This is a genomic window from Streptomyces blattellae, from assembly GCF_009709555.1.
Classification (GTDB): Bacteria; Actinomycetota; Actinomycetes; order Streptomycetales; family Streptomycetaceae; genus Streptomyces; species Streptomyces blattellae.
Genome location: NZ_WJBG01000244.1, coordinates 16,506 through 40,529 on the forward strand (window position 1 = coordinate 16,506; position 24,024 = coordinate 40,529).

Here is a 24,024-nt window from a genome sequence, read left to right on the forward strand (position 1 = left end):
TCGGTGGTCGGCCGCCGCGGGTGCGGGGCCGGGAGTGGCCGTTGCGAGTGCCGGATCGGTGGTCGGCCGCCGCGGGTGCGGGATCGGGAGTCGCCATTGCGGGTGCGGGGTCTGTCAGGAGGTGCGGTCGATCAAGGGGTGCGGGTGAGCAGATGGCCCCTCGGGGCGGTGAACCCGCCGTTCGCCGCGATGCGTTCGCCGCGCAGCCAGGTGGACTTGACGACGCCGTACAGGGTCTTGCCCGCGTACGCCGTGACGCGGTTGCGGTGCTGGAGGGCCGCCGGGTCCACGGTGAACGTCTCGTCGGGCGCGAGGACCGCGAAGTCGGCGTCGCGGCCGGCCTCGATGGCGCCTTTCTGTCCGAGGCCCGCCAGCTGAGCCGTCCGCGCGGACATCCAGCGGACGACGTCCTCCAGGCCGTGACCGCGCCTCCGCGCCTCGGTCCACACCGCCGCCAGACTCAGCTGCAGGCCCGAGATGCCGCCCCACGCCGTCGCGAAGTCGTCGGTCTTCAGGTCGGCGGTGGACGGCGAGTGGTCGGTGACCACGCAGTCGATCGTGCCGTCGGCCAGCGCCTGCCACAGCAGGTCCTGGTTGGCGGCCTCACGGATGGGCGGGCAGCACTTGAACTCGCTGGCGCCGTCCGGGACTTCCTCGGCGGTGAGGGTGAGGTAGTGGGGGCAGGTCTCGACGGTGAGGCGGACGCCCTCCGCCTTCGCCTCGGCGATGAGCGGCAGCGCGTCGCTCGACGACAGGTGCAGCACGTGCACGCGCGCGTCCAGGCGCTTGGCCTGGGCGGTCAGCTGCGCGATGGCCGTGTCCTCCGCGTCACGCGGGCGCGAGGCCAGGAAGTCCGCGTACTTCGGGCCGCCGTGCTGCGGGGCGGCGGAGAGGTGGTGGGGGTCCTCGGCGTGCACGATCAGCAGGCCGCCGAAGGAGGCGATCTCGGCCAGGGACCGGGCGAGCTGATCCTGGTCGAGGTGCGGGAACTCGTCCACGCCCGACGGGGACAGGAACGCCTTGAAGCCGAAGACACCGGTGTCGTGCAGCGGGCGCAGGTCCGCGACGTTGTCGGGCAGGGCGCCGCCCCAGAAGCCGACGTCGATGTGCGCCTTGTCAACGGCAGCTTTCTGCTTCGTACGGAGGTTCTCGACCGTCGTGGTCGGCGGCAGGGAGTTGAGCGGCATGTCGACGAGGGTGGTGACGCCACCGGCCGCCGCGGCGCGCGTGGCGGTCCAGAAGCCCTCCCACTCGGTACGGCCGGGGTCGTTGACGTGTACGTGGGTGTCGACGAGGCCGGGCAGCAGGACGTCGTCGCCCAAGTCCTCCAGCCGGGCCCCGGCGGGCACCTCGGCGTCGTAGGGCCGGACGGCCGTGATCTTCCCGCCGGAGACCGCGACCGAGGCGGCGCGCGTCCCGTCCGGAGTGATGACACGCCTGGACCGCAACACCAGTTCGACGTCGGACACCCGGGCCCCTCTCTCTTCGCCGTTCACGTCCGGGAAACGGGATTTACTTCCACGTTACGGAATTCAACGTTCTGTTGAATGAGTCTTCACCCCCGTCCGCGCGGCGTCAAGGGCGCACCTCTCCACAGTGCACCCGATGGCGTTACTCTAGACGTTTCCACAGAGTGAAATTAGGATTCCGGCAGACAGAACGTGGCTACGCACAAGCGGGGAGTCAACCGACCGACGGGTAGGCTTCTTCTCCTCCCGCCTGTCCCGCAAGGCTCCTCCCGCCTGTCCCGCAAGGCCGCCAGTCCCGAAAGGAACGCGCCGTGCCGACGTCCAGCGCCAGCACCAGCACCACCGACTCCGCCAAGTCCACCACGGGCGGGGTCCAGTCCCTTGAGCGCGCCTTCGATCTGCTGGAGCGGATGGCGGACGCGGGCGGCGAGGTCGGCCTGAGCGAGCTGTCCGCGAGCAGCGGGCTGCCGCTACCGACCATCCACCGCCTGATGCGCACACTGGTGGCCTGCGGTTACGTACGCCAGCAGCCCAACCGCCGCTATGCGCTGGGCCCCCGTCTGATCCGGCTCGGCGAGTCCGCGTCCCGGCTGCTCGGCACCTGGGCCCGCCCCAGTCTCGCCCGGCTGGTCGAGGAGACCGGCGAGACGGCCAACATGGCACTGCTCGACGGCGACGAGATCGTGTACGTGGCACAGGTGCCCTCGAAGCACTCGATGCGCATGTTCACCGAGGTCGGCCGGCGGGTGCTGCCGCACTCCACGGGCGTGGGCAAGGCGCTGCTCGCGAACACACCGGACGACGAGGTACGCGCCCTGCTCGCCCGCACCGGAATGCCCGCCGCGACGGAGAAGACGATCACCACGCCCGAGGGCTTCCTCGCGGCCCTGGACGACGTACGACGGCTCGGCTACGCCGTCGACGACAACGAGCAGGAGATCGGCGTCCGCTGCCTCGCGGTCTCCGTACCGAACTCCCCCACCGCGGCGGCCATTTCCATCTCGGGCCCGGCGGGCCGGGTCACGGAGGCGGTGACGGAGCGGATCGTGCCGGTGCTCCAGCAGATCGCGGGCGAACTGTCCGAGGCACTCGCCGCCGGCCAGAACCACGCGTGACGCTCCCGCATACGGTTCGGCAGCGCCCCGACAGGGGCGCGGGGCCGTAACGATGTGCGGCTCCGCCGCGCGGGAGCGACCAGCCACAACGACGCCGCAGACAACCGACGCCCCATCGCACCCTCCAGCGGAGCGCTACGGCTCCCCGAACAGTTCCACCGCGTCCCGCACCTGCGACAGCCCCCGCGACAAGGCGCTCACCGACCCGATCGCCCCGGCGATCAGCAGCAACGACCGCCGTAGGCGCGGGATCTCGGGCCGGCCGCTGATCGTCATCGCGGCGAGCGCGGCGAGTTCGTCCTCAGCGATGACGCGGTCGGGGAACTCGGCCGGATGCGCGGCGAGTTCGCGGCGCAGCCGGGACACCGCGGTCCGCAGTTCCGCCACTCTAGGGTCCTCGTCGCTGCCGATCACTGGCCGCCTCTGCCCCAAGCTCCGCAACACAGCTCTCCCCCCGCGCACGCCGTTGTGCGCGTGTACGTCGTGATCCCGCCCAGTGCCCCCGGGACACCGGTCGGGCGCCGGGCGACGCGGGTCAGTAAACGCCACCCGGTACGGAACGCGCCACCACACGGACCAAAATTCAGTCTCCGTGACGCCCGTAACGCACCCGTGTCTCAGGTATGCAGGACGCATGACGGACAAGCAAGACACAGTGGCCGGGCTGCTCCTCGCGGCGGGAGGCGGCCGACGGCTGGGCGGACGGCCGAAGGCGCTTCTCGAACACCGGGGGCGGCCACTCGTCGAACACGCGGTCGGCGTTCTGCGGGCGGCCGGGTGCACCCGCGTCCACGTCGTGCTCGGGGCGCAGGCGGCGGTCGTACGGGAGCGGGCGCGGCTGGAGGGGTGCGTGCTCGTGGAGAACCCGGAGTGGGAGCAGGGCATGGGCTCCTCGCTGCGCGCCGGGCTCGATTCGCTCGCCGCCACCCCGGCACGGGCCGCGCTCGTCTCGCTGGTCGACCAGCCCGGCATCGGGGCGGAGGCGGTGGCCCGGGTGCTCGCCGCGTACAAGGACGAGGAGTCGCTGGTCTCGGCCGCCTACGACGGGGTACGCGGGCATCCGGTGCTCTTCGGTGCCGCGCACTGGGCCGGTATCGCGGCCACGGCGACCGGGGACCGCGGGGCACGCGCCTATCTGAAGGCGCACGACGAGGCGATCACGCTCGTCGAGTGCGGGGATGTGGCCGAGGCGTACGACATCGACACGGAAGGCGACCTGAGCCACCTTGAGTGAGCATGGTGGCACCCAGCGCCAACCAGTGCGCCACCTTGCCTCGACTCAGAGAATCTCGACATCAACAAACCATTGAACTTCCACCATAAGGAAACTATTATCCACTGACCAGAAGCGCCCGGACGTTCCGCGGGCGCTGTCAGCCGCATCCGAGGACCCTGGCACCCCGTGCCGCACGTACGCAGCCCGCTGAAGGAAGTGACAGCTCATGTCCGCACCAGCGCCGTCCCCGCTGGCCATCGTCGACGCCGAGCCCCTGCCCCGGCAGGAGGAGGTCCTCACCGAAGCGGCCCTCGCCTTCGTGGCCGAGCTGCACCGGAGGTTCACGCCCCGGCGTGACGAGCTCCTCGCCCGACGCGCGGAGCGCCGCGCCGAGATCGCCCGCACCTCCACGCTCGACTTCCTCCCCGAGACGGCCGCGATCCGCGCGGACGACTCGTGGAAGGTGGCCCCCTCACCGGCGGCCCTGAACGACCGCCGCGTGGAGATCACCGGCCCCACCGACCGCAAGATGACCATCAACGCCCTCAACTCGGGCGCCAGGGTCTGGCTCGCCGACTTCGAGGACGCCTCTGCCCCGACCTGGGAGAACGTGGTCACCGGCCAGCTCAACCTGATCGGCGCCTACACCCGGAACATCGACTTCACCGACCCGGGCTCCGGCAAGTCGTACGCCCTGAAGGCCGATGACGAGCTCGCGACCGTCGTCATGCGGCCCCGCGGCTGGCACCTGAACGAGCGCCACCTCCAGGTCGACGGCGAGCAGGTCCCCGGCGCGCTGGTCGACTTCGGCCTCTACTTCTTCCACAACGCCCGGCGTCTGCTCGACCTCGGCAAGGGCCCGTACTTCTACCTCCCCAAGACGGAGTCGCACCTGGAGGCCCGCCTCTGGAACGACGTCTTCGTCTTCGCACAGGACTACGTCGGCATCCCCCAGGGCACCGTCCGCGCCACCGTCCTGATCGAGACGATCACGGCCGCGTACGAGATGGAGGAGATCCTCTACGAACTCCGCGACCACGCCTCCGGATTGAACGCCGGCCGCTGGGACTACCTGTTCTCCATCGTCAAGAACTTCCGCGACGGCGGGCCCAGGTTCGTCCTCCCGGACCGCAACGCCGTCACCATGACCGCCCCGTTCATGCGGGCGTACACCGAACTCCTCGTCCGCACCTGCCACAAGCGCGGCGCGCACGCGATCGGCGGCATGGCGGCTTTCATCCCCTCCCGCCGCGACGAAGAGGTCAACAAGGTCGCCTTCGAGAAGGTGAAGGCGGACAAGGACCGCGAGGCCGGCGACGGTTTCGACGGCTCCTGGGTCGCCCACCCCGACCTCGTCCCGATCGCCATGGCCTCCTTCGACGCCGTCCTCGGCGACCGGCCCCACCAGAAGGACCGGCTGCGCGAGGACGTCGACGTCAAGGCGGCCGACCTGATCGCCGTCGACTCGCTCAAGGCGAAGCCGACGTACGACGGTCTGGTCAACGCCGTCCAGGTCGGCATCCGTTACATCGAGGCCTGGCTGCGCGGCCTCGGTGCCGTCGCCATCTTCAACCTGATGGAGGACGCGGCCACCGCGGAGATCTCGCGCTCGCAGATCTGGCAGTGGATCAACGCCGGCGTCGAGTTCGAGAACGGTGAGAAGGCCACCCCGGAACTGGCCCGCAAGGTCGCCGCCGAGGAACTGGCGGACATCCGGGCCGAGATCGGCGAGGAGGCCTACGCGGCCGGGCACTGGCAGCAGGCCCACGACCTGCTGCTGACCGTCGCCCTCGACGAGGACTACGCGGACTTCCTGACCCTGCCCGCGTACGAGCGGCTCAAGGGCTGACCCTCAGGAAGCAGGCGTGTCCGAGTGGCCCAGGGACTTCTCCGGGGCCACTCGGTCGCGTACGGCCTGCTTGACCGCCGTCGGCTCCGGGAAGCCCTGCTCGCGGCGGTCCCAGACCACCTCGTCGTTCACGCGGACGACGAAGACGCCGCCCGTGCCCGGCTTCAGGGACAGCTCCGTCAGCTCGGTCTCGAAGGTGGTCAGCAGCTCCTGCGCCAGCCAGGCCGCCCGGGGCAGCCACCGGCATCGGGTGCAGTACTCGATCTGAACGCGCTGGGTCATCCGAGGTGTACCGCCCCATCCTGTTCCGCCGCCGGTTTGCCGTGCAGGTCGGGGACCTGCCGGAGCCACTTCGGCCGGCCTCGTCGTGTCTTCGCCGCGCGCAGGGCCTGCTCGGCGGCGAGTTCCTCCCGGGTGGGGAAATCGGTGGGCAGCCACGCCGCCGACGCCCGTACGCGCGCGTGCAGGTAGCCGACGTAGGCCTCACGCACGTCGTCGGGCGTCGCGAAGCCCGGTGCTGTCGCGAGCCAGGCGTCCGGGACCTCGGCGGCGATCTCACGCAACAGTCTGCGCGTGACGCGGGGCGCCAGCTCGGCGTCGGCTTCGCGCACGTCCGGCGCGTAGTGGCCGAGCGCGTGGTGCCGGAAGTCGTACGCCTTCTCCGGTTCCGTCGCGTCCCAGCGGTGGTGGAAGACGAGGGCGGCGCCGTGGTCGATCAGCCACAGGTGTGCGGGCACGGTGCCGGACGTGGGCCAGATCATCAGGTTGGAGCTGTGGACCGTACGGTCGACGTTGACGGTCAGCGCGTCGAGCCAGACGATCCGGCCCGCCTCCAGCGGGTCCACGCGGAACGTCTCGGCGGCCTCGGGGGTGAAGTCCTTCGCGCCCGGCAGGAAGTCCATGCCGAGGTTGATCCCGGCACTGGCGCTGTGCAGGTCCCGTACCTCCTGGTGCGGCTCCCCGTCGGCGATCTCCGGATCGAAGCGCACCAGCACCAGCTCGGGGAACCGCAGCCCCAGCGCACGGGCCAGCTCCCCCACGATCACCTCGGCGACCAGCGCCTTCCTGCCCTGCGCGGAGCCGGTGAACTTGACGACGTACGTACCCAGGTCGTCGGCCTCGACGAGGCCGGGAACGGAGCCGCCGGAGCGGAGGGGTGCGATGTAGCGGGTGGCGGTGACCTCTCTCAGCATCTGCCAGGCCCCCGATCATGTCCGGGGAGAGTCTGGAGCATCCGGGGAGCTTCGATCGACATGCTCGTCTCCCTGTCTCCCCGGTGGTCCGTCGACCGCGGTGCGGTCCGTGCTTCCGGCCTTCTCCGGCTCCGGCATGAAGTGAGCATTTTGACGTGCTCCCTGGCCTGAAGTCCAGGGACCCCGGCCTGGGTCGTCTGACCCTTCCGGGGGCTTCCTGCTTCACCGTCTGGTGCGGGGGCCAGGAGCTGGTCTTCATCGGCACGCACCTGCACACCGAGGCGCCGGTGGTGGACCTCGGGGCCGGTACGGGCCGCGGGGTCGCGGCCATCTGCGCCGGTGCTGGTGCACACCGTGTCCGAAGGCGAGCCGGGCGCCCGGTTCGTCCCGCAGTTCGGCGAGGAGGGGCGGCGGGCTGATGCCGTCACAACACATCGCCGACAGCGGCAGGTTCGGGGTTGAACTCTGCGATACTCTAGATGAAAATGACAATCGTATTTAATAGCTACCCGAGGGTTGACGTAGTGGATCCGTACGAACGCTCCGCCGAGTACCTGGACTTGATGATGGCCGGGGCCTGGCGGTCCCTTGCTCCGGCGCTGACCGCACTGCTCCACGAGGTGAAGGCGCAGGCCGGACCGGTGGTGGACCTCGGGGCCGGTACGGGCCGCGGGGTCGCGGCCATCTGCGCCGCGCTGCCGGGCGACGATCCCGTCCTCGCGGTTGAACCCTCCGCCGCCATACGCGCGGTGCTCCTCGCCCGCGTCCATGACGCCCCTGAACTCCGGCGGCGGGTCACGGTGCTGGCGGAGGACACCGCACACGCCTCTCTCCCGGAGGGTCTGCGGGCGATCGTCGCGCTGAACATGCTGGGCCACCTGCCTCCGGCCGAGCGGCGGGCCCTGTGGGCCGGCGCCGCACAGCAACTCGCCCTCGGCGGCGACCTCATCGTCAATGTCAGCCCGCCCGTCCGGCCGGAGCGCGTTCCACGCACCCGTATGGCTACGGCGACGGTGGGCCGGCTGCACTACGAGGGGTGGGCGAGCGCGGAGCCCTCGGGCGACGACGAGATCACCTGGCGGATGGACTACCGCGTCCTGCGGGACGGTCTTGCGCTGTCGGAGGTCACGGTCGACTACCGCTGGTGGGTGGCGAGCGAGCGGGAGCTTGCCGAGGAGGCCGCCGAAACCGGGCTCGTCATGCGCCCCGCCGGTGATCCCGTGCTCGGGCTTCACATCCTCACGCGGCAGGGCGAGTAGCGCCGTCCCGTCTCTGACACCCGTCGCCTGAACCTTTCCCCATGCCCCTACGCCCCCCACGTCATGCACGGATTTACGGAGCGGAGTCCCGATGAGCCAGTTCGTCCCTGCCGAAGACGTCCTCGCGAGCACCATCGACTGCATCGCCGAAGTACTCGGCACGCAGAGCGACTCGATCACGCCGAACACACCCCTGTCAGCTCTGGGCCTGGAGTCGTTCACCGCCGTCCGGCTGCGTCGGCGGATCCGCGAGCGCACCGACGCCGACCTTCCCCTCACGGCTTTCCTCGACGGCGCCACCGCCGAGGACATCGCGAACCGTCTGGTCACCGAGGTGCGGGCGGACGCGCCGGATGACACGAAAACCCCTGACGCTGCGGAGAATTCGCAGCACGACGGCGCCCCGTTCCCGCTGACGCCCGTCCAGGCGTCCTACTTCGTCGGCCGGCAGGAAGGGCTGCCGCTGGGCGGCGTCGCCACCTTCTACTACTACGAGTACGACCGCCTCACCGAAAACCCCGTCACCGATCTCCAGCGCCTGGAAGCGGCCTGGAACCGGCTGATCGAGCACCACCCGATGCTCCGCATGACCGTGGACGAACGGGGACAGCAGCACATCCTCACCGGCGTCGGGCCCTACCGGATCGGCGTCAGTGACCTTCGCAGCGCCTCGCCGGAGGACACCGACCGGGCGCTGTCGCTCCTGCGCCACGAGCGCTCCCACCAGGTACGGCCGACGGACGCCTGGCCGCTCTTCGACCTCCACGCGGCGCTGCTGCCGGGCGGCAGAACCCGGCTCCACGTCGGCGTGGACGTCCTCATCACGGATCTCGCGGGCTGGATGCTGCTGATGCGCCAGTGGGGACAGCTCGTCGCCGACCCGGCCGCACGGCTTCCCCTGCCCACAACGGACTTCGCACGCGTTCAGCGCGACCGCGCGACCGACCCGGAATGGGCCGCGCGGCGCGCACGCGACCGTGCCTACTGGTCCGAGCGCGCCGCAGACCTTCCTCCCGCCCCGCGGCTGCCCGTGCGGCGCGAGGCACGGGACAGCACGCCGCCCCGGTTCGTACGGAACGCCGCCACCCTCGACGCACCCACCTGGGCCGCGATCCGTGCCCGCAGCGCGGCGGCCGGAGTGACACCGACCGCCACTCTGCTCGCCGCCTTCGCCGTGGTGCTCGGCCGCTGGGGAGCCGGCGAGCGGATATGCCTCAACACCACGCTCTTCGACCGGCCCGAGACAGCGGGTGAGGCCGCTGATGTGGTGGGCGACTTCACCACCACCGCGCTCGTCGCGACACCGCCTTTCACGCCTGGCCGCTGGGAAGGGTTCGGCGGCTACGCCGCAGAGGTCAACCGCCGCTTCTGGGAGGACCTGGACCACCGTTCGGTCTCCGGGGTGGAGGTGCTCAGGGACATCGTGTCCGGCCAGGGCTCCGGCGCCTCCCCCGCTCCCCGCTGTCCGGTGGTGTTCACCAGCGGGGTCGGCATCAGCGGTGATGCCGAGCCGCCCGCCGCGTGGATCGGCGAAGAGGTCTTCGGCATCTCCCAGACCCCGCAGGTCCTGCTGGACCACATCGTGTGGGACGAGGGCGGACGGCTCCGCCTCGCCTGGGACTCCGTCGAAGGGGCGTTCCCCGACGGATACGTACAGGCTCTGCTGGACGCCCATGTCCGGCTGCTGCAACGGCTGGCGGAGGGCACCGCGTGGCAGGACCGCGCGCTGGGCTGGGACCCGGCCTTCCGTCCGCAGGAGCCGCTCGACGTCGCACCGTTCCCGGACGCCGGACCACTGTTGCACTCCCCCGTGCAGGACGCCGCACACCGGTACGCCGAGCGGCCTGCCCTGCACGGGCCCTCCGGTGCCGTCACGCACGGCCGGCTCGCGGAGAACGCCGCCGCCGCGGCCGCCTACCTCACCGCCCATCAGGCAGGGCCCGGCGACCTCGTCGCCGTCGCCTGCGAGAAGGGCGTCGCGCAGATCACCGCTGTCCTCGGGGTCAATGCCTCCGGGGCGGGCTATCTGCCCGTCGAGCCGAGCTGGCCCGACGCCCGGATCGCCGCCGTCTGCGAACGGGCCGGTGTCCGGCACGCGTTGGCCGGCCGCGGGGTGAAGATCAGCTGGCCGCCGGGCGTCACCGTGCACCGGCTCAACGCCGCGGGCAGGCCCGTACGCGCCGTGCCCGGGACCGTGACGGACCCGAAGACACCGAGCCCGGACGACCTCGCCTACACGATCTTCACCTCCGGCTCCACCGGCACCCCCAAGGGCGTGGAGATCCAGCACCGCGCGGCCCGGACCACCATCGACGACATCGTGGACCGGTTCGGCATCAACACCGACGACCGCGTCCTCGCCCTGTCAGCCCTCAGCTTCGACCTCTCCGTCTTCGACATCTACGGCGTCCTGGGCGCGGGCGGCTCCCTGGTGCTGCCCGACCCCGCGCGCCAGCGTGACCCTCAGCACTGGCTCGAACAGGCGGGACGTCATGGCGTCACCGTGTGGAACACCGCCCCCGCCGTCCTTGAGATGCTTGTCGAGTACGCGGAGTTCGAACCGGAAGCCGCCGCCGAGGCTCTGCGCTCCCTCCGCCTGGTGATGCTGTCCGGCGACTGGATCCCGCTGACCCTGCCCGAACGGCTGCGCAGGCTGGCGCCGCAGGCCGACTTCATGAGCCTGGGGGGCGCCACCGAGGCGTCGATCTGGTCCATCACCTACCCCGTCCGGCACACCGACCCGAGTTGGCGCAGCATTCCCTACGGCCGGGCGCTGCGCGGCCAGTCCTTCCACGTCCTCGACGAACAAGGTGCTCCGTGCCCGGTCGGTGAGGCCGGAGAGCTGTTCATCGGAGGCGACGGGCTGGCCCGCGGCTACACCGGCGACCCCGCCCAGACCGCCGAGCGTTTCGCTCCGCACCCGGTGCTCGGGCACCGCCTCTATCGCACGGGCGACCTGGGCAGATGGCGCGTGGACGGGAGCATCGAGTTCCTCGGCCGCGCCGACCGGCAGGTGAAGATCCGGGGACACCGGATCGAGCTGGGTGAGATCGAGGCGGTGCTGGGGCGGCATTCCGGCATCCGGCAGTGCGTCGTCTCCTCCGTACCAGGGCCCGACGGGCGGCCCCGCCTGGTCGCCCATCTGTCGCCGAAGGGGGCCGCCGGACAAGCCCCGTCGGCACAGGAGCTGTCGGCCGCGCTGCGCGAGCGGCTGCCCGAGTACATGGTTCCCAGCCGCTTCGTCGTCCTGGAGCAGCTGCCGGTCACGGCGAACGGCAAGATCGACCATGCCGCGCTCGTCAATCCCTATCAGGAGCAGGCGTCCCAGGGCGAGACCGGGGCCGCCGCCGCACAGCCGTCGGCCGCCGTCGTGCCACCCCCGGGCCACGTACACCACGGGCGGACGGACACGCAGTGGGCGGTCAGGGCGCTCGACGAGGCGGCCGCGCTCGGACTTGAGGCGGCGATCGTCGTCAGACCGGGTGTGCTCGCCCCCGACCAGGCGCTGGAAGCGACGGCGCACTGGCTGCGCCGGGTGACGGAGCCGGCCGGGCCGTCCCGCCTCGAACCACGACTGGGCACGGCGGGACTGGCCGAGCTCGTGCACCGTCCCGCCGCCCCGGGCGACGCGGCGATCACCGGGCCGGTCCCGTCTTCTGACAGCGTCGGTCCGGTCACCGGGCCCGTCCCGCCCTCGGGCACCACCGCTCCGGTCACGCCTGCCGCACCCCACGCCGACCCCGAGCGGTACCGGGCCGTGCTCGACGAAGTCACGTCCGTCCTCGCCGATCTGACGGGAAGCCCGGTGGAGGCCGACAGCACGTTCGCGGCCCTGGGCGCGACCTCGCTCACTCTGGTCCTGGCCCATCGCAGGCTCCGCCAGAGCGTCGCTCCGCGCCTGGAGCTGGCCGACATGCTCGCGCACGCCGGTGTCGGCCCGCTCGCGGCCCGGATCAGTGAGCTGCACCTGGCGGTCGGCGCCGTCGTGCCGCCGGACGCCGGTGCCGCACCCCTGCCCCAGCCTCGCCGGGCCTCGCGGGTCGCCGCGCGTGCCCTTGCCCGGGAGACCGCCCGATGAACGTGTCGCGTATGAAGCAGAGTCACGTACCGGAGTCGCCGGACGGGCGGGACGACGACCTGATCGCCGTCACCGCTCTCGACTGCCTCTTTCCGGGGGCGCCGGACACCGAAGCCTTCTGGGACCTGCTCGTGGCCGGGCGCAGCGGGCTGACCCGGCACGCCGGGGAAGAGCTCGCCCAGAGCGGTGTGCCGAACCGGCTAAGGCGCAATCCGGCGTACGTCCCGGTCAGCGGGGTCATCGACGGGCAGGACCTGTTCGACCCCGAGCCGTTCGGGCTCACCGACTCCGAGGCCGCTGTGATGGATCCTCAGCAGAGGCTGTTCCTGGAGGCGTGCTGGCGGGCCCTGGAGCGGGCCGGGCACGGTGGCGGCGCCGGGGCGGGCGCCGTCGGGGTCTTCGCCGGATCCGCCCACAGCGACTACCTGACCCGCAACCTCGCCCGCCGGTACGCGGACTCCGCCGCCGACCCGGTGGGCAGCCTCCAGGCCGCCGTCTCCGGCGTGGCCGACTATCTGCCGCTGCACGTCGCCCACCGGCTGGCGCTGACCGGGCCGGCACTCTCGGTGGGCACAACCTGCTCGACCTCCCTCGTGGCGGTCCATCTGGCGGCGCAGTCCCTCCTGGCCGGCGAGTGCGACACCGCTCTGGCGGGCGGCTCCTCGCTGATCGTTCCGCAGGGCAGGGGCTATCTCCATGTGCCCGACGGGATCTTCTCGGTGGACGGGCGGGTGCGGACGTTCTCCGCGGAGGGCACCGGGATCGTGCACAGTCAGGGGGTGGGCGTCGCCGTTCTGCGCCGCCTGGCGGACGCCGTGGCCGACGGCGACCCGGTCCTCGCCGTGCTGCACGGCTCTGCGGTGAACAACGACGGAGGGGACCGTACCGGCTTCACGGCGCCGTCTCCGCTCGGACAGGCGCGCGCGATCTCCGAAGCACTCGCCGTCGCGGGCGTCACCCCGGACATGGTCGGCTACGTCGAGGCCCACGGCACCGCCACCCGCCTCGGTGACGTGGTCGAAGTCAGCGCTCTGAAGAAGGTGTTCGGGACGAGTGGTCCCGCCTGGTGTGCCCTCGGCTCCGTCAAGAGCAACATCGGGCACGCCAACGCGGCGGCCGGTATCGCCGGTTTCGCCAAGACCGTGCTCGCGCTGCACCACGGCATCCTCCCCGCCTCGCTCGGCGCGCTGCCGCTCAACCCCGATCTGGGGCTGGACGACTCCCCGTTCACCGTGCCGCAGGAGGCGCGTGAGTGGGTCGGACCGCGCCACGCGGGGGTCAGTTCCTTCGGCATCGGAGGCACCAACTGCCATGTGGTCCTCGGCAGTGCACCCCAGCGAGGCTCGGCCCCTGTCGACAACCGTCCCCAGCTGGTGCTGCTCTCCGCTCACCGGGCCGAGGCCCTGGAACGCCTCACCGACGCCACGGCCACCGCACTGAACCAGCCGGGCACCGACGCGGCCGACGCGGCGTACACGCTGCACACCGGCCGCGGCGACCTGCCCCACCGGACCGCGGCGGTGCTCGACGGCACCCCCGGCGCCCTCGCCTCCGCGCCCCGGCACGCGGTTCCGCCGGCCCGGCCCAGGGTCGTTCTCGCGTTCCCCGGTGCCGGCCCCCAGTACCCGGGAATGGGACGCGAACTGCTCGAAGAGGAGCCGGAGTTCGCCCGCACGGTCGAGGAGTGCGCCGCACTGTTCGACGCACGGGACGACGGCCGGGGCTCCGGCCTGCGTGCACTCCTGGCCGCCGCCCCCTCGGACGAGGGGGCCGCACGCCTGCTGCGGGATCCGGTGTACGGGCTCCCGGCCCTGTTCATCGCCTCGCTCGCCACGGCGCGCACCCTGCGCTCCTGGGGGGTGGAGGCGGACACGCTCGTCGGGCACAGCCTCGGTGAGTACGCCGCCGCCGTCGCGGCCGGAGCACTCCGGCTGAGCGATGCCGTGACCCTCGTCGACGTGCGCTCCCGCGGTATGTCCCGCACGGCGGGCGGCGGCGTGATGCTGAGCGTGGCGCTGCCCGAGGACGAGGTCGCCAAGCTGCTCGGCGATCATCCGGACCTGGACCTGGCGGCGGTCAACGCGCCGCGCTCCTGTGTGGTGTCCGGCCCTGTTGCGGCGGTGGCCGCCGTCGAGCGCCGCCTGGCCGCCGACGGCGTCCACACCGCGCGGCTGCGCCTGGACGCGGCCGCGCACTCCCGCTTTGTCGACCCCGTGCTGCCCGAGTTGCGCGCCGCCGCCGAGTCGACCGTACCCAGCGCCCCGGCGGTCCCGCTGGCCACGACGCTCACCGGGCAGTTGCTGCTCTCGCCGCCCGGGGCCGAGCACTGGGTGCCCCATCTGCGGTCCGTCGTCCGGTTCTCCGACGCCCTCACGACCGCGCTCGGCACGGGACCGGCCGCCGTCATCCAAGTGGGCCCTGGCAGCGGCCTGTTGCAGCTTGTCCGGCAGCACGGCGCGGCGCATGTCGTCGCGACCCTGGCCACCTTCCCCGGACGGGAGGACGACCGCGGAGCACGGGCGACCCTGCTCTCGGCCGCCGGAGAGCTGTGGACCCGCGGCGTCCGGCTCGACGCCGACGCCCTGCACCGGCCGGGGCGGCGACGCATCGCCCTGCCGGGTCTGCCCTTCGAGCGGCGGAGGCTGTGGATCGACCCGCCCGAGGAGGCGCGGCCCGCGCACGCGCCGGTGCCGTACGCGACGGCTGAGCCCGACGAGGACGAGCCGTTGCAGGTACCGGTGTGGCACCGGACGCCTCCCGTTGACGCGCCGGGGCGGCCGGCGGGCCGGTGGCTCGTCGGCGGCGATGCCGACTCGCCGCTGCTGAGCGCGGTCCGCGAGGAACTGGCGGCCGCGGGGGCCCATCCGCTCACCCTTGAGGAGGCCGCCGCCGAACCGTCGCTGCCCTGCGTGGGAATCGTCATGGTCGACGTGTCCGGGGACGGTGCGCACGGTGATCCCGCCGCGCGCGTCACCGATGCGGTGCTCCGGTACGCCCGAGCGGCCCGGGCCGCCGCCCCCTGGGCCGGCACCGCCTGCCTGCTGCACCTCAGCACAGGCGCCCAGCACGTCGAGAGCGGTGACCGGCCGATGCCGGGCGGCGCGGCGGGGCTCGCGGTGCCGCGCGTCCTCGCCCAGGAGTTCCCGGGGCTGCGCTGGCGCACCCTCGACCTCCCGGTCGGCCCGGTGCGCACCGCGGATGCCCGGAGGGTGTGCGCGGAGGCGGCGGCTTTGGCCGCCGGTGAGCCGAGTGGCGTGGAAGTGGCGTACCGCGGCGGTCACCGCTGGGTCCGCGGTGTCACCCCCTGGCAGCCTCCGGCATCCGAACCGGAGCAGGGCGGCGGGACCGCTGTCGTGATCGGCGGGCTCGGTGACGTGGGCCTGGCTCTCGCGGGGCATCTCGCGCGGGGCGGGCGGCGTGTCGTGGTCACCGGCCGTACCGGACTGCCCTGTGACCCTGCGCCGGGCAGCCCCGAGGCCGAGCGCGCCGATGCCGTGCGGCGGCTGCGCGAGGACGGCGTCGAACTGGACGTACGGGCCGTCGACGCGGCGGATGCCGACGCCACGGCGGCTCTCCTCCGGGACGTGTCACGGCAGTGCGGCCCGCTCGGCCTCGTGGTCCACGCGGCCGGCGTCGTGGCCTCGGCCGCGGTGACCCCGCTGCGTGCCGTGCAGGAGGAGACCGTGCGGGCCCACGCCCGGGCGAAGGTGTCGGGAGCCATGGCGCTGCGGTCCGCGCTGCGCGGACTGCCGGATGACCTACGCCCCCGGACCGTGCTGCTGATGTCCTCGGCCACCACCTTCGTCGGCGGCCTGGGTCTCGCCCCGTACGCCGCGGCCAACCGCTTCCTCGACGCCCTCGCCGAACAGCAGGACACCGGCACCGAGGACGGGACCCGCTGGATCAGCGTGGCCTGGGACGGCTGGCGGATCGGCCCCGGCGGCACCGAACGGGTCGTCGCCTCCCGGCACTCGATCGGTCTGCGCGACGGCATGCGCTCCGTGGACCGGCTCCTGGCGCTCGCCGACGCGGGCCGCGCACCGGCGTCCCTGGCCGTGTCCCCTGCGGATCTGGCCGCCCGTACGGCCGGCGTTCCCACCGTCACACCGCCGCATCAGCAGCCCGGCGACACTCCGCAGCAGGGACCGTCCGCGCCTCGTGGTGTCGCCGAGGAAGTGCTCGCCGGTCTCTGGTCCGAGCTGCTCGGCTTCCCCGTGACCGACCGCGACGCGGACTTCTTCGCACTCGGCGGGCATTCCCTGCTGGCCACCCGCATGCTGGCGCGACTGCGCGACGTACGCGGTGTCGTGCTGCGTCTGCAGGACCTGCTGTTGCGGCCCACCATCGCGGCGCTCGCCCCGCTGCTCCCCGTGGGCACTGCCGTGTCCTCGCAGTCCGCAGCCCGTACCGAGCAGCGGGAGCCAGCCGGTACCGGCGAGGAACCGGCCGGCCCGAGTACGGAACGCGCGTCCCGCAGCGGTGAGTTCCCGCTCACCCGGGTCCAGCACGCCTACTGGGTCGGCGGTTCGGGGGGCTACCGGCTCGGCGACGTACCGTGCTCGTTCCACCTGGAGTACGACTGCCCCGGTCTGGACACCGCTCGCTACGAGGAGGCGTGGAACCGGGTCATCGCCCGGCACCCGATGCTGCGCGCGGTCATCTCCCCCGAGGGACGCAACCGGATCCTCGACCGGGTACCCCGCTACCGCATCCGCGTCCAGGACCTGACGACCGCGCTGAGCGAGGAGCAGCGCGACCGGAAGCTGGAACAGATCCGCACGCGCATGGTCCGCCGCGAGCCGCGTCCGGGCCGCTGGCCGCTCGTCGACATCAGGGCGGCCCGCCTGCCCGGCGACGTCGTGCGGCTGTTCGTCAACGTGGACGTGCTGGTGTGCGACACCGCGAGCTATCTGATCTGGGACCGCGAGCTGCGGGCCCGGTACGAGGACCCGGCGCTCGAACTGCCCCCGGTACGCACCACGTTCGAGGAGTGCGTGACCGCCCTGGAGCGGCGCGCTGAGTCCCCGGAACACGCGGGCGCCGCGGCCTGGTGGCGGGAGCGGATCGACAGCGTGCCCGGCGCCCCCGCACTGCCGCTGCGCCCCGCGGAACCCGGTACCCGGCCGCGCTTCGGGCGGCGCAGCGCGCGACTGGAGCGGGACGACTGGGACGCGCTCAAGGCCGAGGCGGCCCGACGCGGCCTGACGCCGACCGCCGTCCTGCTCGCGGCGTACGGCGATGCCCTGGCCGACTGGTCGGGACAGGACAGGTTCGCCGTCACGCTGACGCTGTTCGACCGGCCGTCCGGCCTGCCCGGCGCGGACGAGGTCGTCGGCGACTTCACCTCCCTGATGCTCCACACAGTGGACCGGTCGGACATCGCCTCCTTCGCGGATGCCGCGGCCCGCGCGCAGAGCTCGCTCTTCGAGGAACTCGACCACCGGGAGTTCTCCGCCCTGGAGTTGCTCGCGGAGAAGTCGACCCGTACCGGCCGCACCGAGTCCGTGCCCGTCGTGTTCACCAGCGCCCTGGGCCTGTCCGGGCCCCTCGGCGGCGGCCACGACCTGGACTGGGCCGGGACACCGGTCCACGGGGTGAGCAGCACCCCGCAGACCTGGCTGGACCATCAGGTCCTGGAACAGCACGGCGCGCTGCTGCTCCAGTGGGACGTTCTGGAGAGCGAGCTGCCCGCGGACGAGGCGGACCGGGCGTTCGCCGCGTACGTCACCCACCTGCGCCGCCTGGCACAGGGCCGAGCCGCCTGGGAGGAGTTCCGGGAGCCGGCCCTGCCCACGACAAGGTCGATCGTCTCCGACGACCTCGACGCAGCCCTGCTGCTGCGGGAAGGCGACGGCGACCGTCCCCTGTTCCTGGTCCACCCCTCCGGGGGCGACGTCCTGTGCTATCGCGAGCTGGCCGGGCTGCTGACGGACCGGCGTCCCGTCGTGGCGCTCGCCGACCCGGCGCTGACCGGAGGAGACGGCGCCGAGGACATCGCGGGCATGGCCGCCCGGTATCTGGCCGCCCTCCGCCAGTACCAGCCGGACGGCCCCTATCTGCTGGGGGGTTGGTCCATGGGCGGCACCCTCGCTCACGCCATGGCCTGCGAGCTTCAGCGGCGGTCAGAGCGCACCGAACTCCTCGTGATGATCGACTCCAACGTCCCGGACCGCATCAGACCGCTCGGCGGAGCGGAGCCCGACGAGGACGAGGCGATCGCGGCCGTACGGTATCTGCGCTCGCTGGAGGCGTTCCTCGACATGGACCTCGGCCTCTCTGCGGACGAGGCCGGGCGGCTTCTCGGCATGCCGTCCCCGGCCGCCCGGTCCGTGGTGGCCGCTCGGCTGCGGGATGCCGGTCTGGTCGGCCCGCGCGAGAGCGCCGACGTACGGCTGAAGGTCTTCGAACGCCATCTGCGTGCCCTGGGCGGCCACCGGGCGGGCCACCTCGCCTCCCCCGACACCCGGTTGCTGCTGTTCCGGGCCGCACGGCCGTCCCCGAGCAACGCCGGAGTCGGCATGGGCGTCGACGACGCCCTCGACCTCGACTGCCTGGGCTGGCGGGCCCATGTGGCGGGACCGGTCGAGGAGGTGGCCGTCGACGGCCACCACTACTCACTCCTGACCGGACCGGCGGCAGCCCGCATCGCCGCACTGATCGACCGGGCGCTCACCACCGGGCAGCCCCGACTCCCCTGATGTCAAGGCTCCTTCGCCCCGGACACGGAAAGAACGATGAGACCTGACACCCTGCGGCGCAGGGCCCGTAGTAAGTCGCCCCGCGGCGTCCTCCGATCAGAAACCCGTCGACGGCGGCACCCGACCGCGTCCGGGAGCCAGGCACCGCCGTCCTGGCCGTCACCCGCGACCCGGCCCTGGCGGCTCGCGGGTGACGCCGTACCGGCGCTGCGCGACGGCCGCCTGCTCCCGGTTCCGCCCGCCGACCTGTCCACCGCGCCCGCGCGACCCCGCACGCAACGAACGGAGCCTCCCCGTGCCCGATGACAGCACCGATACGACGGCCACAGCCGGACAGCGGATCACCGCCCTCGCCGCCGGGCACCCCTGGGTGGCCGAGGCACGCCCCGCCCCCGGTGGCGTCCTGCTGGTCACACCCCATCCGAGTGCGACAGCCGTGCTGCCCGCCCCCGGCCCTCTGGTGCGCGAACACCTCGCGCACTGGGCCGAGGTGTACGAGTGGGTGTACGAGACGGGCGAGGGCCGGCACGCCGACGATCTGGACCTGTCCGGCTGGCGTGCCTCCGACACCGGAGAACCCCTGCCGGCCGCCCACATGCGTGACTGGGTCGACCGCACGGTCGACCTCGTACTCGCCCAGCGCCCCCGCCGGCTCCTCGAACTCGGATGCGGCACCGGCCTGCTGGCCCACCGGCTCTCCCCCCGCCTGGACGGCTACGTCGGCACCGACCTGACGGACGTGGCGGTCGACCGCCTGGACGCCGCCCGCCTGCCCCGCGCCGCCTTCGTCCGCGCGGCCGCCCACGAAGCGGAGGCGCCGGCCGTGCGGCAGGCGATGGACCGGGTGTTCGGACCCGGCGTACGTCCCGACTGCGTCCTGCTCAACTCCGTCACCCCGTGCTTCCCCGACCTCGCGTACCTGGCCGCCTTCCTGCACAGCGCGCTCACCACGGTCGAGGACGGCGGCACCGTGATCGTCGGCGACATCCGCCACGCGGCGCTCCTCGAAGACCACTTCGGCCGGGTGGAACGGGCCCGCGACCCCGAAGCCGCCGACCCGGACATCGCCGCGCGGGTCGCGTCGGCCGTGGCCGAGGACCGGGAACTCTCCTTCGCCCCCGCCGCCGTACACCGGATCCTGGCCGACCACCCCCGGACCGTCCGGATGAGCGTGCACGCCCGCACGATGGCATACGACTCGGAGCTCACCCGGTACCGCTACGACCTCGTCCTGCACGTCGGTCCCGCCCCCTCGGACCCGTCCGGAGTACGCCAATCGGCGTGGCAGGGCCATGCAGGCGAACAGCTGCCGGCGCTGCTGCACGCGGCACTGTCACCCGGGCCCGTCGTCCTGCACAGCATCCCCAACGCCCTCCTCACCGACGTCCCGGACGCCGTCACCCCGCACGACCTGCGGCAGGCACTGAACGGCGCGGACGCCGCCGTGCTGCTCGACGCGGGCAACCCGAGGATGCTCGCCGTCGCCGCACCGGCCCGCTGGGCCCCGGCGGCAGCTCACGCCCCGGTCCGGGCACCCGTGGGAAGACTGGCCCACGAGCCGCTGCCCGCGTTCGTACGGCGCCGGCTGCCGGAAGTCCTGCGCGACCACGTCCGCCGCGCGGAGCCCGGTGCGGTGATGCCGAGGATCGTGGTGAACGACGTGCCCGCCGGAGCGGTCCGATGACGGTCGCGTCCCTGGCCGAGGCCCTGTCCGCCCTGCCCGAGGTGGGCGCCTGGCAACTGGTGCCGGGCAGCGCCGGGGGCACCCTTCTGGTCGCCGGTCCGGCCGGCACGGCAGGCGTCGGATCGGATGACGTCGCGCACGCCGAGGACGAGAAGGCCGTCGAGGCGGCCGCCGCCTCCGGCGACACAGCCGTCACCGGCACGAACCTTCCGGAACTCCCGCGTCTGATGGGCCTGTTGGACGAAACCGCCCTGCTGACCATGGCGCGCGTCCTGGACCGTACCCGACTCTTCCGCACCCCTGAGCCATGCGCGGCCTCCGACGTCATGACCGCCCTGGGCACCGCTCCCCGCCACGCGTGGATCGTACGGCGCTGGCTGCGCACCCTGGCCGAGGAGGGACGACTCGGCCACGACCCGGCCACGGGCCGCTACCGGGATCTGACCGCGCCCGACCGCGTCGCGTACGCCCGCGCCCGTCGCGCCCTCGACCGGGCACGCCACGGCATGGGCTACCCCGAGTCCATGACGCGCTTCTTCCTCACCGCCGCCGACCGGCTGCCGCTCCTTCTCCAGGACCGTACGAGCCTGCAGGAGGTGCTCTTCCCCCAGGGGCGGACGGACACCGCCGAGGGCAACTACCGCGACAGCGCACCGAGCCGATGGGCCAACCACGCCGCCGCCGAGCTGATCGCCCACCAGGCACGGCGCCGGGAGGGCGGCGGCCGGCCGCTGCGCGTGCTGGAGGCGGGCGCGGGTGTGGGCGGCACTACGGAAGCGGTCCTGACCGCTCTCGGCTCCGCCCCGGTCGACTACCTCTTCACGGACGTGTCCCGGTTCTTCCTCCAGGCCGCGCGTACCCGCTTCGGCGCCCGCCCCGGACTGCGCCAGGCCCTGTTCGACGTCAACGCCGATCCCGTGGCGCAGGGCCTGGCCCCCGCCTCCCACGACGTGATCCTCGCCGCGAACGTCCTGCACAACGCCCGCCATGTGGGCCGCGCGCTCGCGGCCCTGCGTGAACTCCTCGTTCCGGACGGCCTGCTGGTGCTCGTCGAGTCCTGCCGGGAGCACTACCAGGCACTCACCTCCATGTACCTGCTGATGTCACCGCAGCCCGACGAGGAGCGCTGGTTCACCGATCTGCGGGCCGGACAGGACCGGGTGTTCCTCACCGAGACCGAGTGGGCTGAGCAGTTCGACGCGTCCGGATTCCGTCCCTTGCCCGTCCTGCCGCCCGCGGGCCACCCCCTGACCGCCCTCGGACAGTTCGTCATCGCGGGCCGCCCTCGCCCGGGCCACGGCCGCCCCGACCCCGACCGGGTGGCGCGAGCGCTCGCGCCGTTGCCCGGGGCCACGCGTCCCGTCCGCGTCCACGCCGTGGACCGCGTACCGTCCACCACCACCTCTGGAGCCACCAGGTGACCACTTCCGCCTCGCTTCCCGCCGCCCCCGACGACCTCGTACAGGCCGTGCGCGGTGTCTGGGCCGACGTCCTGGACACCGACACCGCGTCCATACCGGGCGACACCAGCTTCCTCAGTCTGGGCGGCGACTCCGTCCTCGCCGTACGCATGGCAGCGATGATCCGCAAGCGCCTCGCGGTCAGCCTCGCCCTGTCGGACGTACGCGTCGAGCACACCGCGGCCCATCTCGCGGCGCTCCTCCACGAGCGCGGCACAGCCGGCAGCGGCGTGCCGCGCGAGCTGGACCTGGACATCAGGCGGCGCGACGACCCGGACGCGCCCTTCCCCCTGCTGCCGCTCCAGCAGGGGTACTTCGTCGGCCAGCAGGACGCCTGGGAGCTGTCCTACCGTTCCGCCCACCACTACGTCGACATCGGCCTGGAGGACATCGACGGTGACGAGATCGTCGAGGCGCTCCAGGACGCGCTGGAGCGCCTCGCGGAACACCAGTCGGTGCTGCGGGCCCGTGTCCTGCCCGACGGAAGGCAGCGGATCCTGCCGCTCGACGATCCGGACGCCATGCCGCGGCTGCGGGTGAGAGATCTCAGCACCGCGGGAGAGGAGCAGATCGCCACCGAGCTCACGGCGATCCGGCGGGAGATGAGCACCCAGGGCCCCGACCCCGCCGTGGGCTGCGGACTCGACATGCGGCTCACCCTGCTTCCGGGGCAGCGTGCCCGACTGCACTCCGCCACGAGCCTGCTGATCATCGACGGCTGGTCGTCCGGCGTCTTCTACCGGGATCTGTTCGCCCTCGTCTCCGACCACAACGCGGTACTCGCCCCGCTGGAGGTCGGCTTCGGGGACTACGTCACCAGCCTGCGCGACCTGCCCGGCACCGAACAGTGGAATGCGGACCGGGACTGGTGGTGGGACCGTCTCGACGACTTCCCGCTGCCGCCGGCGCTGCCCCTCGTGGCCGACCCTGCCGACGTACGGCCGACGTTGATGGGCACCCGGCAGGCCGTGCTCGACGCGGAGCGGTGGGCCGCGCTGCGCGCCCACTGCGCCGAGCACGGTGTCACGCCGTCGGCCGCGATGTTCGCGGTGTTCTCCGCCGCCGTGTCCCGGGCCGGCGGACACCGGCGCTTTCTGCTCAACACCCTTCAGCTGAACCGGCTTCCGCTGCATCCGGACGTGCCCCGCCTGGTGGGCGCCTTCTCGTCCACGATGCTCATGCCGGTCGAGTTGCCCGAGAACGCCGCCTTCGCCGAGCTGGCCGTCAGCGCTCAGCAATCCATGAGCGACGCCCTCGCGCACAACCTGATCACCGGAGTGGAGGTCTCCCGCGAACTGGGCCGCCGCCGCGGCACCCGGCGTCCGGTCGCCCCCGTCGTCTTCCAGAGCACCCTGGGAGTGGATGCGGCACTGGGCAGCGAAGTCCCCCACGAGGCAGGCCCATTGGGGCGAATCGACCTGCTCAGCCACCACCAGCAGCTGAGGACTCCCCAGGTCGCCCTGGAAGTACGGCTCTTCGAGCTGCGCGGCGAACTCGTGGTCGTCTTCTCCCTGGTGGAGGAGCTCTTCGCCGCCGAAGACGTGGACCGGATGTTCCAGGACGTGATGCACACGGTCGAATCCCTCGTGGCCGAGGAGGGCTGGTCGGCACCGGTCACGCTGCCCGCCGATCTGGACGCGCGCCCGTCGGACATCGGCGGCACGGCCGGACGGCTGTCCGTCCCGCAGACACCCGACGACAGGCCCGACGAGGAGCCGGGGGCTCCGCGCGACGACCTCGAACGGGCCATCGCGGCCGAATGGGCCCAGTTGCTCGGGGCCGCGGTGGCCGACAGGGCGACGGACTTCTTCTCCCTGGGCGCAGATTCGCTCCTGGCGGTACGGATGCTCGGCGTACTGGCCCGCAAGGAGGTCGGCAGGGTGACGCCGCGCCGCTTCCTGGAGCGTCCCACGGTGGCGGGTCTGGCCGATGCGCTACGTGAGTCGGCGCCGGCCGTGCAGGGCTGACGGGGCAGACCGATCGCGGCGGGAGCATCCCCGACT

13 protein-coding genes are annotated in these 24,024 nt (G+C 72.7%); 9 read left to right on the forward strand and 4 right to left on the reverse strand.

The annotated features are described in order from the left end of the window. Nucleotides 1–131: 131 nt before the first annotated feature. Nucleotides 132–1,469, reverse strand: a complete 1,338-nt coding sequence (allB, locus tag GFH49_RS35940; protein ID WP_155060250.1) for an allantoinase AllB — start codon at nucleotides 1,467–1,469, stop codon at nucleotides 132–134. Between the two features lie 311 nt (nucleotides 1,470–1,780). Here allB and GFH49_RS35945 point away from each other — a divergent pair, with 311 nt between their 5' ends. Beyond that, entirely contained in the window at nucleotides 1,781–2,584 is an 804-nt protein-coding gene (locus GFH49_RS35945) for an IclR family transcriptional regulator (RefSeq protein WP_155060251.1), read from the forward strand. Nucleotides 2,585–2,719: 135 nt separating this feature from the next. Here the strand turns inward: GFH49_RS35945 and GFH49_RS35950 are convergent, their stop codons facing one another. Then, entirely contained in the window at nucleotides 2,720–2,998 is a 279-nt protein-coding gene (locus GFH49_RS35950; RefSeq protein WP_196218245.1) for a DUF5955 family protein, read from the reverse strand. 220 nt (nucleotides 2,999–3,218) lie between these two features. Between GFH49_RS35950 and GFH49_RS35955 the strand changes: the two genes are divergently transcribed. Continuing rightward, complete coding sequence (locus tag GFH49_RS35955) at nucleotides 3,219–3,818, forward strand: nucleotidyltransferase family protein (protein WP_155060253.1); 600 nt, start codon at nucleotides 3,219–3,221, stop codon at nucleotides 3,816–3,818. A 208-nt stretch (nucleotides 3,819–4,026) separates the two neighbouring features. Then, a complete protein-coding gene (aceB, locus tag GFH49_RS35960; RefSeq protein ID WP_155060254.1) occupies nucleotides 4,027–5,649 on the forward strand; it encodes a malate synthase A in 1,623 nt (540 codons plus the stop codon). 3 nt (nucleotides 5,650–5,652) lie between these two features. On the opposite strand, the gene GFH49_RS35965 is transcribed toward aceB, so the two are convergent. Together GFH49_RS35965 and GFH49_RS35970 are read right to left on the reverse strand one after the other, a co-directional pair. Continuing rightward, nucleotides 5,653–5,931, reverse strand: coding sequence for an Rdx family protein (locus GFH49_RS35965; RefSeq protein ID WP_155060255.1), 279 nt, complete (start codon nucleotides 5,929–5,931; stop codon nucleotides 5,653–5,655). Further along, complete coding sequence (locus GFH49_RS35970) at nucleotides 5,928–6,842, reverse strand: HipA family kinase (protein ID WP_155060256.1); 915 nt, start codon at nucleotides 6,840–6,842, stop codon at nucleotides 5,928–5,930. Before GFH49_RS35970 ends, GFH49_RS35965 begins: the two co-directional genes overlap by 4 nt. 479 nt (nucleotides 6,843–7,321) lie before the next feature. Between GFH49_RS35970 and GFH49_RS35975 the strand changes: the two genes are divergently transcribed. The 6 genes from GFH49_RS35975 to GFH49_RS36000 all read left to right on the forward strand — a co-directional run bounded on the left by GFH49_RS35975 (nucleotide 7,322) and on the right by GFH49_RS36000 (nucleotide 23,988). Then, nucleotides 7,322–8,101, forward strand: a complete 780-nt coding sequence (locus tag GFH49_RS35975) for a class I SAM-dependent methyltransferase (RefSeq protein WP_230396692.1) — start codon at nucleotides 7,322–7,324, stop codon at nucleotides 8,099–8,101. Between the two features lie 91 nt (nucleotides 8,102–8,192). After that, nucleotides 8,193–12,179, forward strand: a complete 3,987-nt coding sequence (locus tag GFH49_RS35980) for a non-ribosomal peptide synthetase (RefSeq protein WP_155060257.1) — start codon at nucleotides 8,193–8,195, stop codon at nucleotides 12,177–12,179. 11 nt (nucleotides 12,180–12,190) lie between these two features. After that, a complete protein-coding gene (locus tag GFH49_RS35985) occupies nucleotides 12,191–18,877 on the forward strand; it encodes a type I polyketide synthase (RefSeq protein ID WP_155060258.1) in 6,687 nt (2,228 codons plus the stop codon). Between the two features lie 295 nt (nucleotides 18,878–19,172). Then, nucleotides 19,173–20,561 (forward strand): class I SAM-dependent methyltransferase, encoded by a 1,389-nt coding sequence (locus GFH49_RS35990; RefSeq protein ID WP_230396693.1) that lies wholly within the window; start codon nucleotides 19,173–19,175, stop codon nucleotides 20,559–20,561. After that, nucleotides 20,558–21,982 carry a class I SAM-dependent methyltransferase gene (locus tag GFH49_RS35995; protein ID WP_155060259.1) on the forward strand — a complete coding sequence of 475 codons (1,425 nt, stop codon included), beginning with the start codon at nucleotides 20,558–20,560 and terminating at the stop codon, nucleotides 21,980–21,982. The genes GFH49_RS35990 and GFH49_RS35995 overlap by 4 nt, the downstream gene beginning before the upstream one ends. Next, complete coding sequence (locus GFH49_RS36000) at nucleotides 21,979–23,988, forward strand: condensation domain-containing protein (protein WP_155060260.1); 2,010 nt, start codon at nucleotides 21,979–21,981, stop codon at nucleotides 23,986–23,988. The genes GFH49_RS35995 and GFH49_RS36000 overlap by 4 nt, the downstream gene beginning before the upstream one ends. The last annotated feature ends 36 nt before the right edge of the window (nucleotides 23,989–24,024 follow it).

Excerpts from the sequence above, each read along its gene's own strand:
- GFH49_RS35955 (WP_155060253.1), top strand. The coding sequence starts at position 3,219 with ATGACGGACAAGCAAGACACAGTGGCCGGGCTGCTCCTCGCGGCGGGA.
- aceB (WP_155060254.1), top strand. The coding sequence starts at position 4,027 with ATGTCCGCACCAGCGCCGTCCCCGCTGGCCATCGTCGACGCCGAGCCC.
- GFH49_RS35975 (WP_230396692.1), top strand. The coding sequence starts at position 7,322 with ATGAAAATGACAATCGTATTTAATAGCTACCCGAGGGTTGACGTAGTG.
- GFH49_RS35995 (WP_155060259.1), top strand. The coding sequence starts at position 20,558 with ATGACGGTCGCGTCCCTGGCCGAGGCCCTGTCCGCCCTGCCCGAGGTG.
- GFH49_RS35965 (WP_155060255.1), bottom strand. The coding sequence starts at position 5,931 with ATGACCCAGCGCGTTCAGATCGAGTACTGCACCCGATGCCGGTGGCTG.
- GFH49_RS35970 (WP_155060256.1), bottom strand. The coding sequence starts at position 6,842 with ATGCTGAGAGAGGTCACCGCCACCCGCTACATCGCACCCCTCCGCTCC.
- GFH49_RS35985 (WP_155060258.1), top strand. The coding sequence starts at position 12,191 with ATGAAGCAGAGTCACGTACCGGAGTCGCCGGACGGGCGGGACGACGAC.
- GFH49_RS35980 (WP_155060257.1), top strand. The coding sequence starts at position 8,193 with ATGAGCCAGTTCGTCCCTGCCGAAGACGTCCTCGCGAGCACCATCGAC.